Source organism: Planktothricoides sp. SR001 (genome assembly GCF_001276715.1).
Taxonomy (GTDB): domain Bacteria; phylum Cyanobacteriota; class Cyanobacteriia; order Cyanobacteriales; family Laspinemataceae; genus Planktothricoides; species Planktothricoides raciborskii.
Genome location: NZ_LIUQ01000008.1, coordinates 113,596 through 133,104 on the forward strand (window position 1 = coordinate 113,596; position 19,509 = coordinate 133,104).

General features: G+C 43.1%; 17 protein-coding genes. 8 read left to right on the forward strand and 9 right to left on the reverse strand.

Annotated elements, in window-relative coordinates; all coding sequences use genetic code 11:
• Positions 1 to 269 precede the first annotated feature (269 nt).
• Positions 270 to 1,274, reverse strand: a complete 1,005-nt coding sequence (locus AM228_RS07260; RefSeq protein WP_156331602.1) for a DUF5357 family protein — start codon at positions 1,272 to 1,274, stop codon at positions 270 to 272.
• Entirely contained in the window at positions 1,271 to 1,786 is a 516-nt protein-coding gene (gene fraC / locus AM228_RS07265) for a filament integrity protein FraC (protein ID WP_054465466.1), read from the reverse strand. Before fraC ends, AM228_RS07260 begins: the two co-directional genes overlap by 4 nt.
• A 7-nt stretch (positions 1,787 to 1,793) precedes the next feature.
• Between fraC and AM228_RS32030 the strand changes: the two genes are divergently transcribed.
• The 8 genes from AM228_RS32030 (at position 1,794) to AM228_RS07300 (ending at position 12,755) form a co-directional block, all read left to right on the forward strand.
• On the forward strand, positions 1,794 to 1,961 hold the full coding sequence (locus tag AM228_RS32030) for a hypothetical protein (protein WP_156331603.1): 168 nt from the start codon (positions 1,794 to 1,796) through the stop codon (positions 1,959 to 1,961).
• Positions 1,962 to 2,098: 137 nt separating this feature from the next.
• Entirely contained in the window at positions 2,099 to 3,229 is a 1,131-nt protein-coding gene (locus AM228_RS07270) for a cob(I)yrinic acid a,c-diamide adenosyltransferase (RefSeq protein ID WP_054465467.1), read from the forward strand.
• A gap of 574 nt (positions 3,230 to 3,803) precedes the next feature.
• Positions 3,804 to 5,681: an N-acetylmuramoyl-L-alanine amidase gene (locus tag AM228_RS07275; RefSeq protein WP_231636684.1), complete on the forward strand. Its 1,878-nt coding sequence runs from the start codon at positions 3,804 to 3,806 to the stop codon at positions 5,679 to 5,681.
• Between the two features lie 435 nt (positions 5,682 to 6,116).
• A complete protein-coding gene (locus AM228_RS07280; RefSeq protein WP_054465469.1) occupies positions 6,117 to 7,625 on the forward strand; it encodes an N-acetylmuramoyl-L-alanine amidase in 1,509 nt (502 codons plus the stop codon).
• A gap of 240 nt (positions 7,626 to 7,865) precedes the next feature.
• Entirely contained in the window at positions 7,866 to 8,570 is a 705-nt protein-coding gene (gene deoC, locus AM228_RS07285; protein ID WP_054465470.1) for a deoxyribose-phosphate aldolase, read from the forward strand.
• A gap of 276 nt (positions 8,571 to 8,846) precedes the next feature.
• Positions 8,847 to 9,746 (forward strand): DNA repair protein RecO, encoded by a 900-nt coding sequence (gene recO / locus AM228_RS07290; protein ID WP_054465471.1) that lies wholly within the window; start codon positions 8,847 to 8,849, stop codon positions 9,744 to 9,746.
• 96 nt (positions 9,747 to 9,842) lie between these two features.
• The gene (locus tag AM228_RS07295; protein ID WP_082348784.1) at positions 9,843 to 11,390 is read left to right on the forward strand and encodes an MFS transporter; all 1,548 of its coding nucleotides are present in this window, start codon (positions 9,843 to 9,845) and stop codon (positions 11,388 to 11,390) included.
• 165 nt (positions 11,391 to 11,555) lie between these two features.
• Positions 11,556 to 12,755, forward strand: coding sequence for a glycosyltransferase family 4 protein (locus AM228_RS07300; RefSeq protein WP_054465472.1), 1,200 nt, complete (start codon positions 11,556 to 11,558; stop codon positions 12,753 to 12,755).
• A gap of 230 nt (positions 12,756 to 12,985) precedes the next feature.
• Here AM228_RS07300 and AM228_RS07305 read toward each other — a convergent pair whose 3' ends face one another.
• From AM228_RS07305 to AM228_RS07325, 7 genes are all read right to left on the reverse strand, one after another.
• Complete coding sequence (locus tag AM228_RS07305; protein ID WP_072160699.1) at positions 12,986 to 13,669, reverse strand: HAD hydrolase-like protein; 684 nt, start codon at positions 13,667 to 13,669, stop codon at positions 12,986 to 12,988.
• A 65-nt stretch (positions 13,670 to 13,734) separates the two neighbouring features.
• Positions 13,735 to 13,968: an HNH endonuclease gene (locus AM228_RS07310; RefSeq protein ID WP_054465473.1), complete on the reverse strand. Its 234-nt coding sequence runs from the start codon at positions 13,966 to 13,968 to the stop codon at positions 13,735 to 13,737.
• Between the two features lie 187 nt (positions 13,969 to 14,155).
• Positions 14,156 to 14,338 (reverse strand): KGK domain-containing protein, encoded by a 183-nt coding sequence (locus AM228_RS29330; RefSeq protein ID WP_082348785.1) that lies wholly within the window; start codon positions 14,336 to 14,338, stop codon positions 14,156 to 14,158.
• A gap of 18 nt (positions 14,339 to 14,356) precedes the next feature.
• Complete coding sequence (locus tag AM228_RS32035) at positions 14,357 to 14,527, reverse strand: hypothetical protein (protein WP_156331604.1); 171 nt, start codon at positions 14,525 to 14,527, stop codon at positions 14,357 to 14,359.
• Between the two features lie 149 nt (positions 14,528 to 14,676).
• Positions 14,677 to 15,021 (reverse strand): KGK domain-containing protein, encoded by a 345-nt coding sequence (locus AM228_RS07315; RefSeq protein WP_082348787.1) that lies wholly within the window; start codon positions 15,019 to 15,021, stop codon positions 14,677 to 14,679.
• A gap of 127 nt (positions 15,022 to 15,148) precedes the next feature.
• Positions 15,149 to 17,614, reverse strand: a complete 2,466-nt coding sequence (locus tag AM228_RS07320) for a dynamin-like GTPase family protein (RefSeq protein ID WP_054465475.1) — start codon at positions 17,612 to 17,614, stop codon at positions 15,149 to 15,151.
• A 302-nt stretch (positions 17,615 to 17,916) separates the two neighbouring features.
• On the reverse strand, positions 17,917 to 19,269 hold the full coding sequence (locus AM228_RS07325; RefSeq protein WP_231636686.1) for an inorganic phosphate transporter: 1,353 nt from the start codon (positions 19,267 to 19,269) through the stop codon (positions 17,917 to 17,919).
• Positions 19,270 to 19,509 lie beyond the last annotated feature (240 nt).

Here is a 19,509-nt window from a genome sequence, read left to right on the forward strand (position 1 = left end):
AATATGATGATGAAGACGATGATGATGACGAGAGTTAATGCGTAATCAATCGGGTTTCAACAATGTTTAAGGGATGCCAATAACTTTGAGTAATCTCGGACTAATCAAGGAAGTAACATTGTGGGATTAACAAATATTTTTTAAGCAGGGTTAGTTTATAGGATTTGCTCGCTGATTAATCGGTGATCTAACGGTGATTGAAAGCCTAAACACTCCCCATATTTTTGATAATTGGGGAGTTTAAAAAATAAATAGGTTTTAAATAAAAGTTAAGGATTATGACGGGGCTGAATCACGCTTGTTTTTTCGCAAATAAATTCAGCAACTGCTTTGGGGTGGGAACTAGAAGGATTTATAAAACTTTGCCTAACTTTACAAGTTTTTTTGAGCTTATATTGCTCTGGATTATCATTATTTCCTGACAATATTACCCATAAGGTTAAATTATATTCTGAGATTGTTGATGGATTGATGCCGTCAATCGGCTCTACTTCAAGTCTCACTGACCATTGGCTGTCTTCTATTTGATTGATTAACACTTGATTAATTTTATTTTTCAAATATTGAGAGTTTAACATTTTTAAATAAGCTTCAACTCTTGACCAAGGTTTAGCATTTAATTGTTTGTTTAGATATACTTCAAAATAATTTAAAATATCTTCTGATATTTTGCTACTTATAGAAAAACTTTTGTCCTGAATTGGTAATGTCTGCACCACAAAAAAACTTTGGCTAAAATTTTGATTAATATAAAAGTTTTTAGGATAATTTATTTCAGCCCAATTTTGGATAAAAACGTAAAAAGTAAACCAACAACTGATTAATAAGTAAATCAAAAAAATGTTGATTAATTCTTTGAGCTTTTCTGGCTGAGGTTGCTTAGGTTTAAAATTGTTAAAAAATTCCGGTATAATCGCCATCAGTCCACAAAGGATTGGGGCAAATTGCCCAAACACAAACACGAAATTAATTTCTATGGTTTTAAATAAAAATACACAAATTAATAAGCTAACTATAATGGGTCTCAGTTTAATGCCAAAAAATTTTGAACGTTTTTCCGTTAGCAGCCAAAAAACACCTATTATTAAAAATAATAAAGCAAAATTTGCCGTAAAATTAGCGGCAATTATCCCATTATTGCCAGGTAAAATATATGCAAAAAATGCAAATAAACCAGAAAACATACTCAGCAGTATGATGGTTTGCCATGAAATAGCTTTCGGTGGCTTAAAAAGGTTAACGTAGTCTTTTATCTGTTGAAATATTGGACTCATTTTGAATTCCAGTTGACTAAGATTAAAATTAATAAGATAATTCCATGACTCAAGGAATGTCCCCAAATAATAACCTGATATTTTTTGCGGTATTTTATTTGATATAGCGATAAATGTCTATATTTTTTTTGGGTTGGGGTTTCCAGTTCATCCGAATATTTACTAATTCTCTCCATTAGCATAAATGTCGTAATTTTTAAGGTTAATGCCAAAGCAAATACTACAATAAAGAACGTGAGTATAAGCCACTCTGGATTGGGTGGTAATTTATTAAATAAAATAAAGTTCATTAATTGAAATTGAAATTCTGAGTTTGCCAATGGTACAAATACAAAAAAAATTAACCAACCAATAATGTTAGAGAATAAGTTGACTGGGATGGAATATTCTAAGCTTTTTTTTCGAGATATTTTGATAAATTTATAAAAAAATAATGCTTCTATTGTAATTTGAATTAACAAAAAAAAAGTTTGAAAAAAAACGGTTTTTAAAGGAATAATTGAGGAAAGCATTTCACAATTGCAATCAAAATACAATAAGGAAATAGAAAAACGGAAAAAGGCATTGGCTGAAAAAGTTAACCATGATTTAATCGGTTCGGGGAAACTAAAAAGGGTTGGTAAGTCGGCAAAAATCGATTTTTTTATTAACTTGACAGGAAGAAAACATCTCGGTTACGCTGCATAAGTTCTTTCTGATATTCTAAACTAGACAGAAACAGGAAATTATCTTAACTAGGCAATAATCATGCTATAGTTGTGCGTTCCCAATTAGCTTAACGAATTACTACTGATACTATTCACAACGGATAAAGAGACGAAATTATGACACGCGCTGGGATCGGCATTCGCACCGCTCAAGTTCAAAACCGGATTATAGGTCAAATCCATGTGTATGATGGGGCTGGCAAGGGGAAGTCTCAAGCCGCTTTGGGCGTGGTTTTACGCTCAATTGGCCTGGGAATTAATACCCCGGATCAGAGTCGAGTGCTACTGCTGCGGTTTCTGAAAGGGCCAGGGAGAGAGTACGAGGAAGATGCCGCGATCGCTGCTTTGCAACAGGGCTTTCCTCATTTGATTGACCAAGTTCGCACAGGTCGGGCAGAATTTTTTGGTCCCGATGAAATTACCCGCTTTGACCGCATGGAAGCCCAACGGGGTTGGGATGTGGCCAAGGGGGCGATCGCCTCTGGGTTGTATTCCGTGGTGGTCTTGGATGAACTGAACCCCCTGTTAGATTTGGGATTGTTGTCAGTCGATGAAGTTGTCCGCACCCTCCAGCATAAACCAGAACATGTCGAAATTATTGCCACGGGTCGCAATACCCCGGCGGCGTTACTGGAAATTGCTGATTTACATTCGGAAATGAAGCCGCAATATCATCCGTTAGCGGCGGAACAGGGGTTAAGTGGGATTGAAATTTATACCGGGGCAGGTAAGGGCAAGTCTACCAGTGCTTTGGGTAAGGCTTTGCAAGCCATTGGCAAAGGCATTTCCCAAGACCAATCTCACCGAGTGTTGATTATGCAATGGTTGAAAGGGGGCAGCGGCTACACTGAGGATGCGGCGATCGCGGCTTTGCGCCAAAGTTATCCTCATTTAGTGGATCATCAGCGTTGCGGGGGAGATGCGATTGTGTGGCGGGGAAAACAACAAGAAATCGACTATGTGGAAGCGGAACGAGGCTGGGAAATTGCTAGGGCAGCGATCGCCTCTGGTCTATATAAAACGATTATCTTGGATGAACTAAATCCTACGGTGGATTTAGAATTACTCCCGGTTGAACCCATTGTGGAAGCCCTCTTACGCAAACCACGGGATACGGAAATTATTATTACAGGTCGTTGTCAAAATATCCCCGCTTATTTTGAATTGGCCAGCATTCACTCAGAAGTTTACTGCCATAAGCATTATGCTAACCAAGGGGTTGAGTTAAAGCGGGGGGTAGATTTTTAATCAACAATTCTGGAGCAATTCTGGCAAAAACATCAATCCCCCTAACTCTGCTTTTTTAAGAGGGTTGGGGGGTGTGGTTTTCAGACAGTGAAAAGCGCTTTAGTTAAGAAAGAGAAGGGAACAGGGGTAGGAGGTAGCCCCGGAGTTTCGGTTTCTTTTCTGGGGAAGTCCCAAAAGAAATCTCTGCTGACCATCCGGATCCGCACGATCGCCGTTTGTAATTTCGTAAGCATAGCCAGGAGATTCTCAACCATTAAACCATTAGCATTGAGGTGCCACCATTTCGCATGAAGCAGTAATAGCCACTGGCCATTTATGGATTACAGTGTCAAATCTCTATGGGTCATATATACTGAGAAACTGCGATCGACATTGTACCCTATCAGATATTGATCTTTGAGGAATGCCTCATCTGATGAAAATCCTGATTAAAATATTAGAGGTTTGTCTTCCGGGGTGCTGTGTCAACCAACCTTCTGGAAACATTTGGTTGATTTCTGGTTACGGAAAAATTTAGTGCGGAAATGGATTTCTTGAATCCTATCTATCTGGTGGCCAAAAGTAGAGAATATATGTGGTGTCCGAAAATATGAATAATGTCACCCCTAGCTTGCGTGTTAAGGCCTTTCCCCAGACTCAAGTGGGTAAAAATATCTTACTCAAGGGAGTCCTGCCGACCCTTGCCGGTCTATTAATGCTGGCCACCCCCGCAGAGGCGGCAAGGCTGCAATCTTGGCAGTTTCAGTCGAATCAAAACCGATTATCTTTTACGACCGCTGGTGGGGTTCAGCCCAGAGCCCAACTGTTGGCCAATCCGACTCGGTTAGTGATCGATCTGCCCGGTACAACCATTGGGCAGTCACCACGCTCTCAATACCTGGGCGGTGCCATTAAAGAAATTCGCGTGGGACAGTTTGAAAGCGACACCGCCAGAATTGTGGTGGAATTTGCTGAAGGCTATACGGTTGATCCGACTCAGGTCCAATTTGATGGACTTTCCGCGAGTGAGTGGACAGTGCAAATCCCAACGCCTCAACGGATCGGCACTGGGGGGTCACCCGCTCCCAACGGGGCTGCCAACAGTTCTTCTAACGGGTCAAGGGGCGCCGGTTCTACCAATGCTCAAACCATTGTGCAGAATGTTCAGGTGAGTGAACAAGGGATTGTGTTAAGTACCAGTGGACAACTGCCACGGATAGAAAAGAATTTCGCGGCGGATGGTTCTTGGATGACGATTAGTATATTTGGTGCTACTTTATCCCCAGATTTTCGCACTCCGAATCAGAATATGAGCGGCTTAGGGGTTAGCAGGGTGCAAGTGACTCCGGGTTTGGGTTCAGCCCCAGTGGTGCGTGTGACGTTGGATATGAGCGATCGCGCCCAAGCTTGGGATGCTCAGGTGAGTTCAGCCGGTGCGGTGCTTCTATGGCCCCAAGGCGGTATGCGACCGAGTATTAGCCAAGGCAGTGATTTAAGCATCATTGAGTCCGTTGAACTGAGCAAAAATGGTACAGAACTGGTGATTAAAGCCGATCGCCCACTGACTTATAGTAGTGGCTGGGATACGCCGATGGCTTATCGAATCACGATTCCTGGGGCGGAGATTGGTTCAGAAGTGAGACTGCCCAATTTTAGTGCCAGCAATGGGGTCTTGGCGGTGGAACAACGGCAAGACGACGAGGAAACCGTGACCCTATTGGTGAAGCCCAATCCCAACTTTTTGATTGCTTCTAATTCTATTTACCAGCCCAATAGTCAGCAGATTTCGCTGCAACTGCAACCTAAACAAGCAACGGTGGTGACACCTGTACCGGGCAATAACCGAGATAATTCCTCCTATCCCCGACCGATTCCCCAACCCAGGCAAACTACTCCCAGTCCACAGACTCGTCCCATTCAACAAGGACGAGCGGTGATCGTGATCGATCCGGGACATGGGGGCAATGATACCGGGGCGATCGGCATTGGTGAACTGCGGGAAATTGATGTGGTGTTGTCCATTTCCAAACAGGTCAGGGATATCCTGGAACAAAACGGAGTTCAGGTGGTGATGACGCGGGAATATGACCAAGAAGTTGAGTTGGAACCTCGGACACAGCTTGCGAATCGCGTCAATGCGGATTTATTTATTAGTATTCATGCCAATGCGATCGATATGACTCGTCCTGATGTGAATGGGATTGAGACTTACTATTTCCAGAGTCGCAGTGGTCAATTACTGGCTCAATATATTCACAATAGTGTTCTGCAAACGACTGGGGCGCCCAATCGTGGGGTACGGGAAGCCAGATTTTATGTGCTCAGACATACCGAGATGCCAGCAGTTTTGGTAGAAGTGGGCTTTGTCACAGGGGCGGAAGATGCCGCGAAATTGGCTGACCCCGCTTATCGCAGTGTGATGGCTGAGGCGATCGCTCGTGGGATTTTACAGTATATGCAACGAAATTTGTAAAATCGTTTACGGTAGCATTAATGAAACTATTTATTATATAGTGTGCAAAACCTCGCGATCAGGAGAGAAAACCGGCATACAATTTAAGCCAAAATATGCTAAATATCATAAACATTGTTAAAAATTAGTGAAGTTCTCCAGATCGTTGAGAAAATACCGTATCCAGATATACAACCATTACTCCAGATATAGGCGCGATCGCGTCTATATTTTAATGAACCCCGCTCGGTTTTTTCACGTCATGCTGAAAAATCGTCTTCGGGGATTTTTAATGTCTATCACAATTCATTGACCGAATCATGCCGAAAGAAATAGATAACAACCTGAGCAAAATCCATTAAAAAAAGCCCAGATTACGACTAAACTCAGTCTCGGTTTCCGCCGAAAATCATCGCCAATGTATCATATCCAAAACAGTTTATATAGAAAAGTGCCATGAAAACTACTAACCAGCCAACGGACAAAAAATTCGGAAAATTTTCTGACTCCAGACTTTGGAAAACTCTGCTCTGGCAATGCATCCTGCCTAGTTTAATCGGGGTTGTTTGCCTGAGTTCTCCCGCTGAAGCCAGCCGACTGCAAAATTGGCGCTTTCAAGCAACCCAAAATCAACTGTCTTTTAGGACTGCCACTCCGGTTCAGCCTAAAGCCCAATTGATTTCTGACCCGGTTAGATTAGTGATCGATTTGCCGGGAATTAGTATTGCCGATATTCCCCGCAATTTGCGATCGCAGTCCGTCGGCGGTGCCATTCGCGAAGTGCGCGTGGGACAAGTTGAGCCGAATATGGCCAGAATTGTGGTGGAATTGGCGAACGGTTATACTCTGGATCCTTCAGGGGTGCAATTCGAGCCAGTGTCCGGGAATAACTGGACGGTGCAATTACCTGAACCTCAACCGATTAATACGGCAGTCAGACCATCGGTTACTCCATTAGTCAGTTCTGGGGAGAAGCGATCGCCGGAAATTGCCCAAGGCAATGGCTTTGCCACCATTGAGTCGGTTCAGTTGGTGAATAATGGGACGCAATTATTGATTAGAAGCGATCGGCCAATCCAGTACAACGCTAGTTGGGATCGACAGACCTTAGACTATGCCATTCAGATTTTTTCCGCTCAACTCGGAGAAGGGGTAAGATTGCCCAATGGTTTTAATGCCAATAATCCGATTTTATCTTTACAGGAACGAGAAGACGAACCAGAAACCGTCACCCTGATGGTGCAGCCTAACCCGAATTACCACGTCATGGGGGTTGTGTCACAAGGCCCGAATCAAATTGCGCTGCAATTGCAACCAAAAGCAGGAGTTTCTGGCTCCGGTCAGGGTTCTGTATCGCCTCGTCCCACCACTCCCTTACCCCCGGAAAATTATCCCCAAATTCAAGCCCCCAGAACCCAAGATGGGCGTTTGGTGGTTGTAATTGACCCTGGTCATGGGGGCACTGACCCCGGCGCCGTCGGTCTGGGGGGACTTCGGGAAACTGATGTGGTTTTGGATATTTCCCAGAAGCTGGCTGAAATGCTGGAGCAAAGTGGCATTCAAGTAGTGATGACTCGTCAGGATGAGCGCACCATTGACCTGGCGCCTCGAACCCAACTGGCTAATCGCATCAGTGCGGATTTATTTGTGAGTGTTCACGCCAATGCTGTGGGTGGGGGACGCACAGAAGTGAATGGGGTGGAAACTTATTATTACCAAAGCGGTAATTTACTGGCGCAATATATCCAAAATAGTATTCTGCAAACCATGAGAATGAATAACCGGGGGGTTAAGCAGGCTCGATTTTATGTGTTGCGAAATACTCAGATGCCAGCAGTGTTGGTGGAAGTGGGTTTTGTCACCGGCAGTGATGATTCGCAGATTTTGGCTAACCCAGACAATCGCACCCGCATTGCTGAGGCGATCGCCCAGGGCATTCTGCAATATATTCAACGCACTCAGTAATTGTTGATGGTTGGTTGTTGATTGTTGTTTGTTCGTTGTTGGTTGTTGGTTGTTGTTTGTTGCCATAAAAGCTTCGCGAGCGGGCAAGATTGTTGGTTGTTGGTGATTAGTTATTGGACTTATGACTTATGACCAGCAGCCTGCCGATAAAACCCCGGCTTGAAGAAAAGCCGGGGTTTTGTGTTTATTTTTCTTAAAATTTTGATACAAATGAAACATCCATGACTTAGAGATGCAACCATGACCGGAGCTTTATTTGACACTGATATCGATTTGGCTTCCTTTATCGATCATGCCCTGCTCAACCCTACAGCCACTCCAGAACATGTAGAGTATTGGTGTGATGAAGCCCTTAAGTACCATTTCCCCACGGTATGTGTTTATCCGGCTTATGTGGGACTTGCCAGTAATCTTTTGCATGGCAAACCCGTCAAAGTCTGCACCGTGATTGGCTTTCCCAGCGGGGCCCCTACGCCAATGGTTAAACTGTACGAAGCCCAAGAAGCGGTGGAGAATGGGGCCACAGAATTGGATGTGGTGATTAATCTAGGCGCCCTGAAGTCCGGTAGAACCAATGAAGTTTATCGAGAAATTGCGGAAATTTGCCAGGAAACCGGCCAATTGGTGAAGGCGATTTTGGAAATGTCTTTACTGACTCAAGAGGAAAAACAACTGGCAGCGGAAATTTGCATGGATGCGGGGGTGGCTTATCTCAAAACCAGTACCGGCTTTCATGGGGGCGCTACGGTGGCAGATGTGAAATTGCTCAAAGAAATCACCAAAGGTAATGTGGGAATTAAAGCTTCTGGGGGCATTCGTACCCCAGGGCAAGCTTTAGATTTAATTGTGGCTGGGGCAACGAGATTGGGGACTTCTCGCGGGCCGGATATTCTACGTCAACGGGAAAAATTTGAACCCCCATTGAGTCAGTCTGATGAATATTAATTCTGATTTGTTCAGGATTAATTATAAAATTAATCGCATTTTATTGGCTGATTTTGCATTTGTTGCCTGCTTCGATATTTTGTAGAAAAATATCTCCAATAAAGTATAATTAAATAGTGTTTATTATGAAATAAATAAAACCGATAAAATCGTTGTTTATCCATTGCCTATATACCCAATTATAAGGTGAATAAATTGCCTTAATAATAGGCAATTTAACAGTAAAAATGCACAAGTAAAACCAATCAATTCAAGCAATATAGATGAAGAGAAAAGATGGATCGAAGCTATAAGGTGCGGGGGATTAATCTGAAGTCGATGCCAATGGGGGAGTCGGATCGGTTGCTGACGATTTTAACCCCAGAATTAGGCTTAATTCAGGCGATCGCCCCTGGGAGTCGTAAGCCAAAATCAACAATGGGCGGTCGCAGTGGTTTGTTTGTGGTGAATGAGTTGTTAATCTATAAGGGGCGATCGCTTGATAGAATCACTCAAGCAGAAACCGTGGAGTCTTATCCCGGTCTGAGTAAAGACTTGGGCAAGTTGGCAGCGGGTCAATATTTGGCAGAATTAGCCCTCTATCAAGCCCTCAGCGATCAACCCCAAGCGGAACTGTTTTTCCTGCTGGGAGAACATTTAAGCCGAATTTCGCGATCGCCAACAGTCCATAATCATCCCTGTTTTATGCCGGTAATTCCATTATTAACTCACGGGATTTATCATCTGCTGGCATTGGGGGGAATTGCCCCTCAAGTGCATCACTGTTGTCTCACGCAACAAAAACTTCAGCCGAATTTTACCCAAACTAACTGGCAAGTCGGCTTCAGTATACTCGGTGGCGGAACTGTATCTTCTGAATGGATGATGCAAAACTCACCGCCGATTATGTCAAGATCAAATTCACGATTAAATTCAACCCTCGAAACTCAAAATTTACCGGCAATTAACAGCAAGCTTAATGCAGTTGAATTAGCCATGCTTCAGCAACTCACCCATCCCGAATTACCCCCGGTAGAAGCGATCTTAAGTCAGTTACCTTCAAAATTGAGGGACTTATCCTTTAACCAAGTTTGGCTGACAATTGAAAAACTTTTACGACAATATGCCCAAGTCCATTTGGAGCGATCGCTGCGATCGCCTATACTCTTAGATACTTATTTGAAATCAATTTTTTAGCAAAATTACCTCGGAAACGAATACAGTAGAACCAGTGCGAAACCAGAACATATTTTCGCTCTGACTACGAAACCTTGTTCAGACATCACTCACACAATGCAATTATTTGATTTTCCATCAAAAACCTCAACCTCGGATTCTCCTGACCATTTTCTCAGTCAGGATGACCAGAGAATAGACCAGGCAATCAGTAATCAACCAATCAATAGAATTCATTATCCTAATGGCAACTCATCACCGGATCCCCGGCAGCCAACGGATGAGCATGAGGATCGCAACCATCACAATTGTCCTGGTGACAATGACCATCATCACCAGGGTAACCAGGGTAAATCGATCAAATCACAGCCCGGATTTGGGCCAGTCTTGAAAAATGCCAATTTTTTAGCCCTTTGGAGTGGTCAAGTTTTTTCCCAGCTAGCGGATAAAGTCTATCTGGTATTGATGATTGCCATTATTGCCAGTGTGTTTCAGCAACCGGGACAAAGTATTAGCAGTTGGGTATCGGCGATTATGATTGCCTTTACCATCCCCGCAGTATTATTTGGTTACTTGGCCGGTGCCTTTGTCGATCGATGGCAAAAGAAAACTGTATTGGTGGCAACTAATCTGTTGCGGGGATTGTTGGTATTGGTCTTGCCATTAGTTTTGTGGATGTCTCAAGGACTGCAACTCGGAAAGCTCCCTTTGGGATTTTGTCTGATGCTGGTAATTACCTTTTTCGTTTCTACCCTGACCCAATTTTTTGCCCCCGCAGAACAAGCGGTAATTCCTTTAATTGTTCAGCGGCAGCAACTCTTGGCCGCTAATTCTCTCTATACCACGACCATGATGGCTTCGGTGATTATTGGTTTTGCCGTTGGGGAGCCGGTGTTGAATTTTGCCAACCATTTATTGTCCAATTGGGGTAATGGTTTGACTACTGGCAGAGAATTGGTGGTTGGGGGGAGTTATTGCTTTGCGGGGTTTCTGCTGCTGTTGATCCGCATTCCCGAAATCCCCAAGACCCCAGAACAAGAATCGGTTCATGTGTTTGAGGAAATCCGCGATGCAGTGGCTTATTTGGGGAAAAATCGTCGGGTGCGATCGGCGATGCTGCAATTGGTGATTTTGTTCTGCGTTTTTGCTGCCCTGGCAGTTTTGGCGGTTCGTTTGGCAGAAGTGATTCCCAATATTGAGTCAGAGCAGTTTGGTTTTTTGCTGGCTGCGGGTGGATTAGGCATGGGAATTGGGGCTGCAATTTTGGGTCATTTTGGCGCCGCCTTTACCCACCGTCAACTGAGTTTGTTTGGCTCATTTATAATGACCGGATCTCTGGTGGGGTTGGCTTTGTTTTCTGAGCAACTATTCTTTGTTTTAGTCTTGATTACTTTTTTGGGATTTGGTGCGGCGATCGTCGGGGTGCCGATGCAAACCACTATTCAAGCGGAAACCCCCGAAGAGATGCGTGGTAAAGTGTTTGGCTTACAAAATAATGTGGTGAATATTGCTTTGAGTTTGCCCTTGGCTGTGGCTGGGGTGGCGGAAGCTTTGGTGGGATTGCAGGTGGTGTTTTTGACTTTGGCCCTAATTGTCATGGCCGGAGGCGGATTAACTTGGTATATTTCGGGTAAACAAACTGGCAAATTGACGATCGCTCGTTAATTAACGAGTGATTCGTGGAATGTCTTTGTTCAGTAGCGATTAGATCGCGATCGCACAGATATCCGTTGAATGTGCGATATTGACGGGCGATCGCGATTTTTTATGTTTAGCTAAAACCAAATATCGCGTTATTATTCATTACAAACCTTGGGAATCAGAAGTTGCATGCACATTGCCTGGTTGGGAAAAAAATCACCCTTTTGTGGAAATGTTACTTATTCTCGCGAAGTAACTAATGCCCTGCTTGACCGGGGATACGAGGTTAGTTTTCTCCATTTTGCTCAAGAGTCTGCGGAACCTCAAAACGTCATTCCTTCTTTAAGTCCTCAGCAAGCTTTTAACAAAACAGCCCAGTGGCCGATCGTCTCTGAAGTGCCCTTGCCTTGCTTGTACAAATCGACAATTTATACCATTCCTACCCTGAAATCCAGTAAAGTCCTGACACGGGCTTTACGAGAACTCAAGCCGGATTTGGTTCATGCCTCCCTGACGCTTTCGCCGTTGGATTTCGTACTGCCGGAAATCTGTGCGGAACTGGGTATATCCTTGGTGTCTACGTTTCATCCCCCTTTTGAACGCAAACCCCGGACTTTAACCTCTAGTACCCAACATCTGACTTATCAGCTTTATGCGCCTTTTTTGGCCAATTACAATCAGACGATTGTTTTTTCTGATATTCAACGGGATGTTTTGGTGAAATTGAATGTCCCACCGGAACGAGTGGCGGTGATTCCCAATGGGGTGGATGTACAAAAGTATTCCCCAGGATATTCTGCGGTGAAAGATGAATTTCAAGGCGAACGTTTATTTGTTTATCAAGGTCGCATTGCCTTGGAAAAAAATGTCGAAGCGTTACTGAAAGCTTGGAAACAATCTAATTTGGGGCCAAAGTGCAAGTTGCTGATTATGGGAGATGGGCCTTATGCCACTTCTTTGCAAGGCTCCTATAACCTAGAACACAATATTATTTGGTTAGGATATGTGGCCGATGAACAGCGGCGCATTGAAATTCTCCGTGGCTGTGATGTCTTTATTCTGCCGTCTTTGGTCGAAGGACTTTCCCTTTCACTATTGGAGGCGATGGCTTGCGGATTGGCTTGTATTGCCACCGATGTGGGGGCCGATGGGGAGGCGATCGCTGATGGGGCGGGGGTAATTCTCAGTACCAAGGGTGTGACCACACAGCTAAAAGCTTTGTTACCACTGTTTAAAGATCACCCAGAATTAGCTCAGTTGATGGGACAAAAAGCCCGCCAACGAGTGTTAGAACGTTATACCCTGAGTCGGAATATTACCCAGTTAGAACACCTTTATGAGCAAGTGTTACAAATGCCTCAGCCGTTGCCTTTGACTGGCTTGGCTTAAATAAAAAAGCAGCGGCTAAGGACTGGTGATACAGCGTTTTGCGGATTTATGCCGTACAAAATTAAGACCTGCCATTCCCGCGAAGGCGGGAATCTAGAGGTTTTTTGTACCTGAATAGTACCTGAATACAAAGAAATTTGCTGAAGTATCTGTAAATATTCTCAAAACCGGGTTTTTGGCGATTTTCTCTGACAGATTGATTCACATAAAAAACCCGGTTGATTCTTGGCTTATGGAATTAAACCCAATTGCGCCATAAATGATGGAGGGGTGGGAAATTTTTCCCAAACTAATGAACTATTATGACTGGCTAATTCTTCAACCCCATAATGTTGATTGGCGATCGCAATGGTTTTCGCCCCGATCGCCTGACCGCAGCGAATATCATGGGGGGTATCGCCAATCACATAACAGCGATCGAGGTTGAGATTTGCTACTTTTTGTTGCGCTAAAGCTAAGGCATATTTAGCCAGTTCGGTGCGATCGCAATGGTTCTCCCCAAATGACCCTAAATTAAAATAATGGTCTAAACCATAGTGAGCAAGCTTTGCCCAAGCCCCCGTTTCACAGTTGCCAGTCAATAAAATAGAAATTACCTGTTCGCACGATTGTAAACTGTCTAGAATTTCTTTCACTCCATCAATAATATATCCTTGGGTGCGATGCAAGCAAGGGGCAATATTTTTTTTATATAAGCTTAACAGCTTCTTGAGATTTTTTTCACTGGCCATTAACCCCAAAGTTTCTAAAATACTGATGGCGATCGCCAACTCTGTTAAACCGGCCATTTTCACTGAGGATAAATCCACGGATTCGCCAATCATTTGACTGGCTGCTTCCGTCAATGCGATCCGACCCGCGCCACAGGAATCAATTAAAGTGCCGTCGATATCCCAGAATAATACAGTAGTCATGCTTTGATTAATTTTGGTGGTTTTTGGCTAGTTTAATCATTATAGCGAATTTTATCGGTTTTAACTTAACTAAAAAGTCGTTTAAACCGTGGATCGAGGCGATCGCTTTTTTGGCTATTACAAACAGAACATAGGGTTTGTAAATTACTCAAATCGTTCGCCCCTCCTTTGGCAAGAGGAATAATATGATCTACTTGAAGATTTTCCCGACTGCCACAACTGCGACATTGGAAATTATCTCGATTTAACACAAATTGTCTCACTTCTGGGGGAATTTTAATTCTAGGTGTTTTTGTCATGGTTTTTATGATTAAAATATGTTACAGTAAATTCACCACAAAGACACAAAGGACACAAAGATGGATGCTAAGTTTTTTAGGCTCAAATTGTCCGCTTAGGTGAGGCTGTGTTCTCTGTGTCTCTGTGGTTTTTCTTGTTTATATATATTGCCTGATTCAACAAGCATTTTTCAAAGAGTAAATTGCTTTAGCCTCGTAAATCATCCAGAGGTGAATTACTAGCCGTAAGAAGTGAATTACTAGACTTGGGTTCATCGGGACAGAATTCAAGTACAACCTTAATTCTCATTTTTCCCTTTTTCCATATCCCTTCACCTACTTTCAATATTTCACACTTAATTCCATCACTGACCCATTTTCTTCTTGGTATATCTTCTTTCCACCAAAACTATTCCTTTAAATTTAGAAACTGACAAGACACTTTTCGCACAATATCACTTAGTTTAAACATGGAACAATTACCTAAATAGCCTCGCATTTCTTCTTCCTGAACCAATATGACATCTCCTTGATTAGTTAAAGCTTCAAATTTATTTTCATTCATGGCGAATACCGACAAAATTTTTAGATGAGATAATTAATTATATCACAGTAGGAGGGCAGGGGTTTGCCCTCCTATCACATTTTTCTTTGTGTTCTCTGTGTCTCTGTGGTTTTTCTTCTTTATATTGCCTGATTCAACAAGCATTTTTCAAAGAGTAAATTGCTTTAGCCTCGTAAATCATCCAGAGGTGACTTACTAGCCGTACTCGACTTAGGTTCATCAGGACAAAATTCAAATACGAGTTTAATTCTCAATTTTCCAGTTTTCCATTTTCCTTCACTGACACTTAATACTTCACATTTTACTCCATCAGTAATCCATTTTTTTTTCTGGTAATTTGATTTATCCCAATCGATTTCATTCATCCCGACCAACTTACCAGATAACTTTCTCACCATATCGACCAGTTTAAACATGGGAGAACCCATAACATAACTATGCATATTGTCTTCCTTAACCGAGATGACATCTTCTTCGTTGGCCAAAGCTTGAAAGTTTTGTTGATTCATAACTACTACCGACATAATTTTAGGTGTTTGAGTAATTCTATCACAGTAGGAGGGCAACTCTTTGCCCTCCTATCACATTTTTCTTGGTGTTTTCTGTGTCTCTGTAGTTTTACTGAACTCTCTAAAATTAACCGATTAAATCGGCTGAAATCGTGTCAGTATTTTCCCGTAATTCACCGGCATCGGCAAACTCATCACCAGAAACATTGTCAGAAATCACCGGCAATTGCTGACCGTATAAATTCATCGATTGTAAACAAGCATTAATCCCCTGAACCGCCTGATTATAAGCGGCAATTTTTTCTTCAACAACATCGAGGTTCTTTTGATTTTGAGCAATCTTTAACTCTGCTTCCTTTTCCAAGCTTTTCTCTAAATAAGCCCGCGCCACATCATACTTTTGGAGAATATCTAACTTGTATTGTTCCGCCAAAGGTAACACTTGAGTTTTCAGAGTTTGGTTCATCCCTTGCCGGAAATGACTGCGAATAGTGGCAGAAACTTTGGGCTCAAAATCTAACTTGAGTAATTGGCGAATTGCCGGTTCTGCCTTGATGATACTTTCAGCCCCATAACTTTGAGAAGTTTGTTGCAAGGTTTGGCGAAACTGATAGATAGAAAAAGTGCCTTCATCGTAAAATCGGGGACTTTCCCGCACATAGCGATCGCATTCTCGCCGCGCTTCATTAGCAATCAAACTTAACAAAGTCTCCTCTAACTTTTTAAACTGCTGTTCAATTCCCCCATCTTTGCCCAACAACCGATACAAATTCAGATAACTATCGGTTTTTTTCACGGAGTCCAAAAGACGCTGACAGAAATTTGTCACCACCATGTGAGCATATTCCACCAAAACATCCTCTAATTCATTGGCAAGATAGTATAATGCTTCCACCAAAACCGCCAAAAAAGGCGCCGTGGCATTCCGACTATGGCTACCCGTTGCTTTTTTATAAGCTTCCAGCACAGAAAACTGATGCAGTAACTCATCAAGTCGCACGACCATTTGTTTTTTCAGCCGATTAAAATCATTTTCAAAATCTGGATCTTCTTCGGCAATAATTAGGTTAATTTTTTTCGCCAAATATTGCTCTAACTCACTGCCAATGGTTTGCAATTGCTGGTTGAGTCGATCCAACTCTTGCGCTTTCATCGCATCGATTTCGCGAGGTTGACTGGCTAGGTTTTGCCGTTGGCTATTGTAGTAATCTTTTAACCCGATACAAATTGGTTGTAAATCGTCAGCCAGAGTAGTAAACAGTTGGGGGCGCTTTTCATTCGTAAGATACTGAGTAATCGCTTCCCGAAATGTCTCAATCCCACTATCTTGAATGAGTTGATCCATTAAAGGTGTCCCCCACTCACTCAAAATCCGCACATAGTTCTCATTCGGGGTTTCATACCCATTCACGGAAACCCGAAATTCACTGCGGGAAAGTTTCCCAGAGTTGGCACAATAGTTGTTAAATTCGCTGACAAATTGGGGTGTTTCTTCTTGTCCCCCAAGTCCTTTAACGCTTTCGGTAAATATGGAGTCTAAACCAAAGCGATCGCGCCCACTGGTTTGTTTAATTTGACTGCCATAAAATCCCAACAAGCCACTGGTTTTGTAAATGCGGTTGGTATCGCGAAACTGAGTCTGGATTAGTTGATCTAACCGTTGTCGTAATTGAGCATTATACCAAGTTTGGTCAATCCGGTTAAACACATAAAATACACGATCGCGAATTCCGGGATTACTCTTCATTTTTTCCAGTAATTCCGTCTCTTCTGTGGTCATATCTCCCGCAGCCGCTGGTTTTAAAACCGTCACCACCGCCGAAGTATCCGGATTTTTAACTTTCTGATAAGTTAGCTGGGCATCTTTTTTTACTGGTGCATCAATTCCCGGCAAATCAACCAAAATATTCCCATCTTTTAACAGGGGATGATGACAGTAATACTCTAACCGTTTCAACACCGCGCTATTGCTACCCCGTCGCGCATAATCTGCCGCTTTACTCAGGTTAGAAAACCCCAATTGATCCATAGAATAGATGGCATTATGAACCGAGTTGATGCGATCGCGGTTATGCTGATAACCTTCTATGAGTAAACTTAACGCTTTAGCTTGTTTGGCATATTCAGACTTACTTTCTCCCCCCTCTTTTTTAATAATCTCCTGGCATATTTCTTGTAACTTATCGATTACTTCGGGGCGATCGATATTTTCTGGATCTATAGAGGTACTTAATCCCAGATTCTTGCACATCATCCCGAATTGCTCGTGAATTTCCCCTAGACTTAAAAACGTTAAAACCACCCGTTCTTGATTGGGTTCTGCGTATTCAATATAACATTCGGTTCCCGTCGCGTGTCCTTCGGCACTGTATAATAATTCTCGTTCTAACAGCGCATTAATTAACATCGACTTTCCGGCACTAAATGCCCCGGCAAACACAATTTCAAAGCGAGGTGAAATAGCTTTATTTAAGGAATGTTCAACAGCGATAGTATTGTATTGCGATCGCAGTTTTGGTTCTTGCTGGAGCAACTTTAACAAGGCATTAACTTGGTCTTTCAAGTTAGCACATTCGGGATGATTAACAGTCATATTTTTCCGCTGGTTAATAGGAATATTTTATTTTACCAGGAAAAACTATCCCTTGCCTACATATATCCATTGTTTTTTTAGCCCTATTCTATCTGTTCCCCAAATATATCCGCTGCCAATTGGGTTGTGGGGGCTAAGAAACCGGGTTTCTGGGGTTCAACCTATCCGCTGCCAACTACTATTCCAAAACCAAATAGTCAACCTATCCGCTGCCAACTACTATGAGAAACCGGGTTTCTGTTGTGGATATCAGAGTTAACGGTAAGATGCGCCCTCAGAAACCCGGTTTCTTATGTTTATGATTAATAAATTAACCAATTTAACAACCAAAAAATTGCCGCAGCTAATCCCGCAGAAAAAGGCACAGTAGTTAACCACGCCAAGATAATTGACCGCATGGTTTCTAAACGAATTGACCGAAAGTTCTGCACTAAACCAATGCCGACTACTCCACCAACTAAGGCATGAGAAGTGGACACCGGCAAGCCTAAACGGGAAGCAATTAATACGGTGGTTGCTGTGGCTAATTCCGCACAAAATCCGCCACTAGGTTGTAAAGAAATAATCTTTTCTCCCACGGTGGTAATCACGTTTTTGCCCCAAATTGCTAACCCGGTGACAATCCCAGTCCCGCCAAGAATTAAAATCCATACCGGAATCTGAAAATTAGCCCCAGGGATTTCTCCTGTTCGCAAAATATAGGATATGGCCGCTAAAGGCGCGATCGCATTTCCCACATCATTCGACCCGTGAGCAAACGCCACAAAGCAAGCACTGATCACCTGAAATTTAGCCAATTGTTTCTCGACTAACCACCGATTAGCACTGGCATTTTTGCCATCTTTTTTTAAATTATTATCTAAATTATGATCTATATTATTATCTATATTTTTCCCGGCTTCAGCACTACGCCAAATCATCACCGTCACGGTGACAGCGGCAAACGTTCCTAACAGTAACGGTAAATCTTGGGGAGGTAAAATTACACCAAATTCATCGCCGATCCAATGATTCACAGGTGCAGTTACAGTCGGCAAGGCGATCGCCCCAAAAATGCCAAACAACGCCGCACTTAACCAAGGAGTCCATTCTTGCAATTGTTGCATCGGTGCCGCACGATCTAAAATAGAATATTTCACTACCCCATAAAAACCAGCCGCGATCGCCCCGCTGACCAACGGTGTCACCAACCAAGTCACAGAAATCACCCCAATAGTTTGCCAGTCTACTGCCTGAAAACCAGCCGCCACCCAGCTAAACCCAGCCAAAGCCCCCACCACCCCATGAGAGGAAGACACTGGCAACCCCCAACTGGTAGCAATTTGCAGCCACAAACCACAAGCAACCATCACCGACACCATCCCCAGCAACAACACTTCCGGTTGACCCACAAAAAACCGGGTATTCACCACTTGGGTCGCCAAAGTTTCCGCCACTTCGTGACCAAATATCACCGCCCCGGTAAACTCCAAAATCCCCGCCACAATCAACGCTTGTCTTAGGGTTAAAGCCTTAGAACCCACCGACGTACCCATTGAATTAGCCACATCATTGGCGCCCAAATTCGCCGCCACATAAAAGGCTAAAATTCCTAACAATAAAATTGGCAACATTGGCAACATTGGCAACGATAAAGTCAAAAAATCTACAGTCATATTTATCAATTCAAAAGCGTCTACTGTTCAGCACAATACTACTCATAAGGCAACAGGGTGTAGGGTGTAGGGTGTAGGGTGTAGGGGGAAGCCGCCGTCGTGTAGGGTGTAGGGTGTAGGGTGTAGGGGGAAGAGAGATGCATAGAAGAGAGATGCATAGAATTTTCCTCTTTCCTCTTTCCTCTTTCCTCTTTCCTCTTTCCTCTTTCCTCTTTCCTGTTCCCCCACACCGATGGCGGC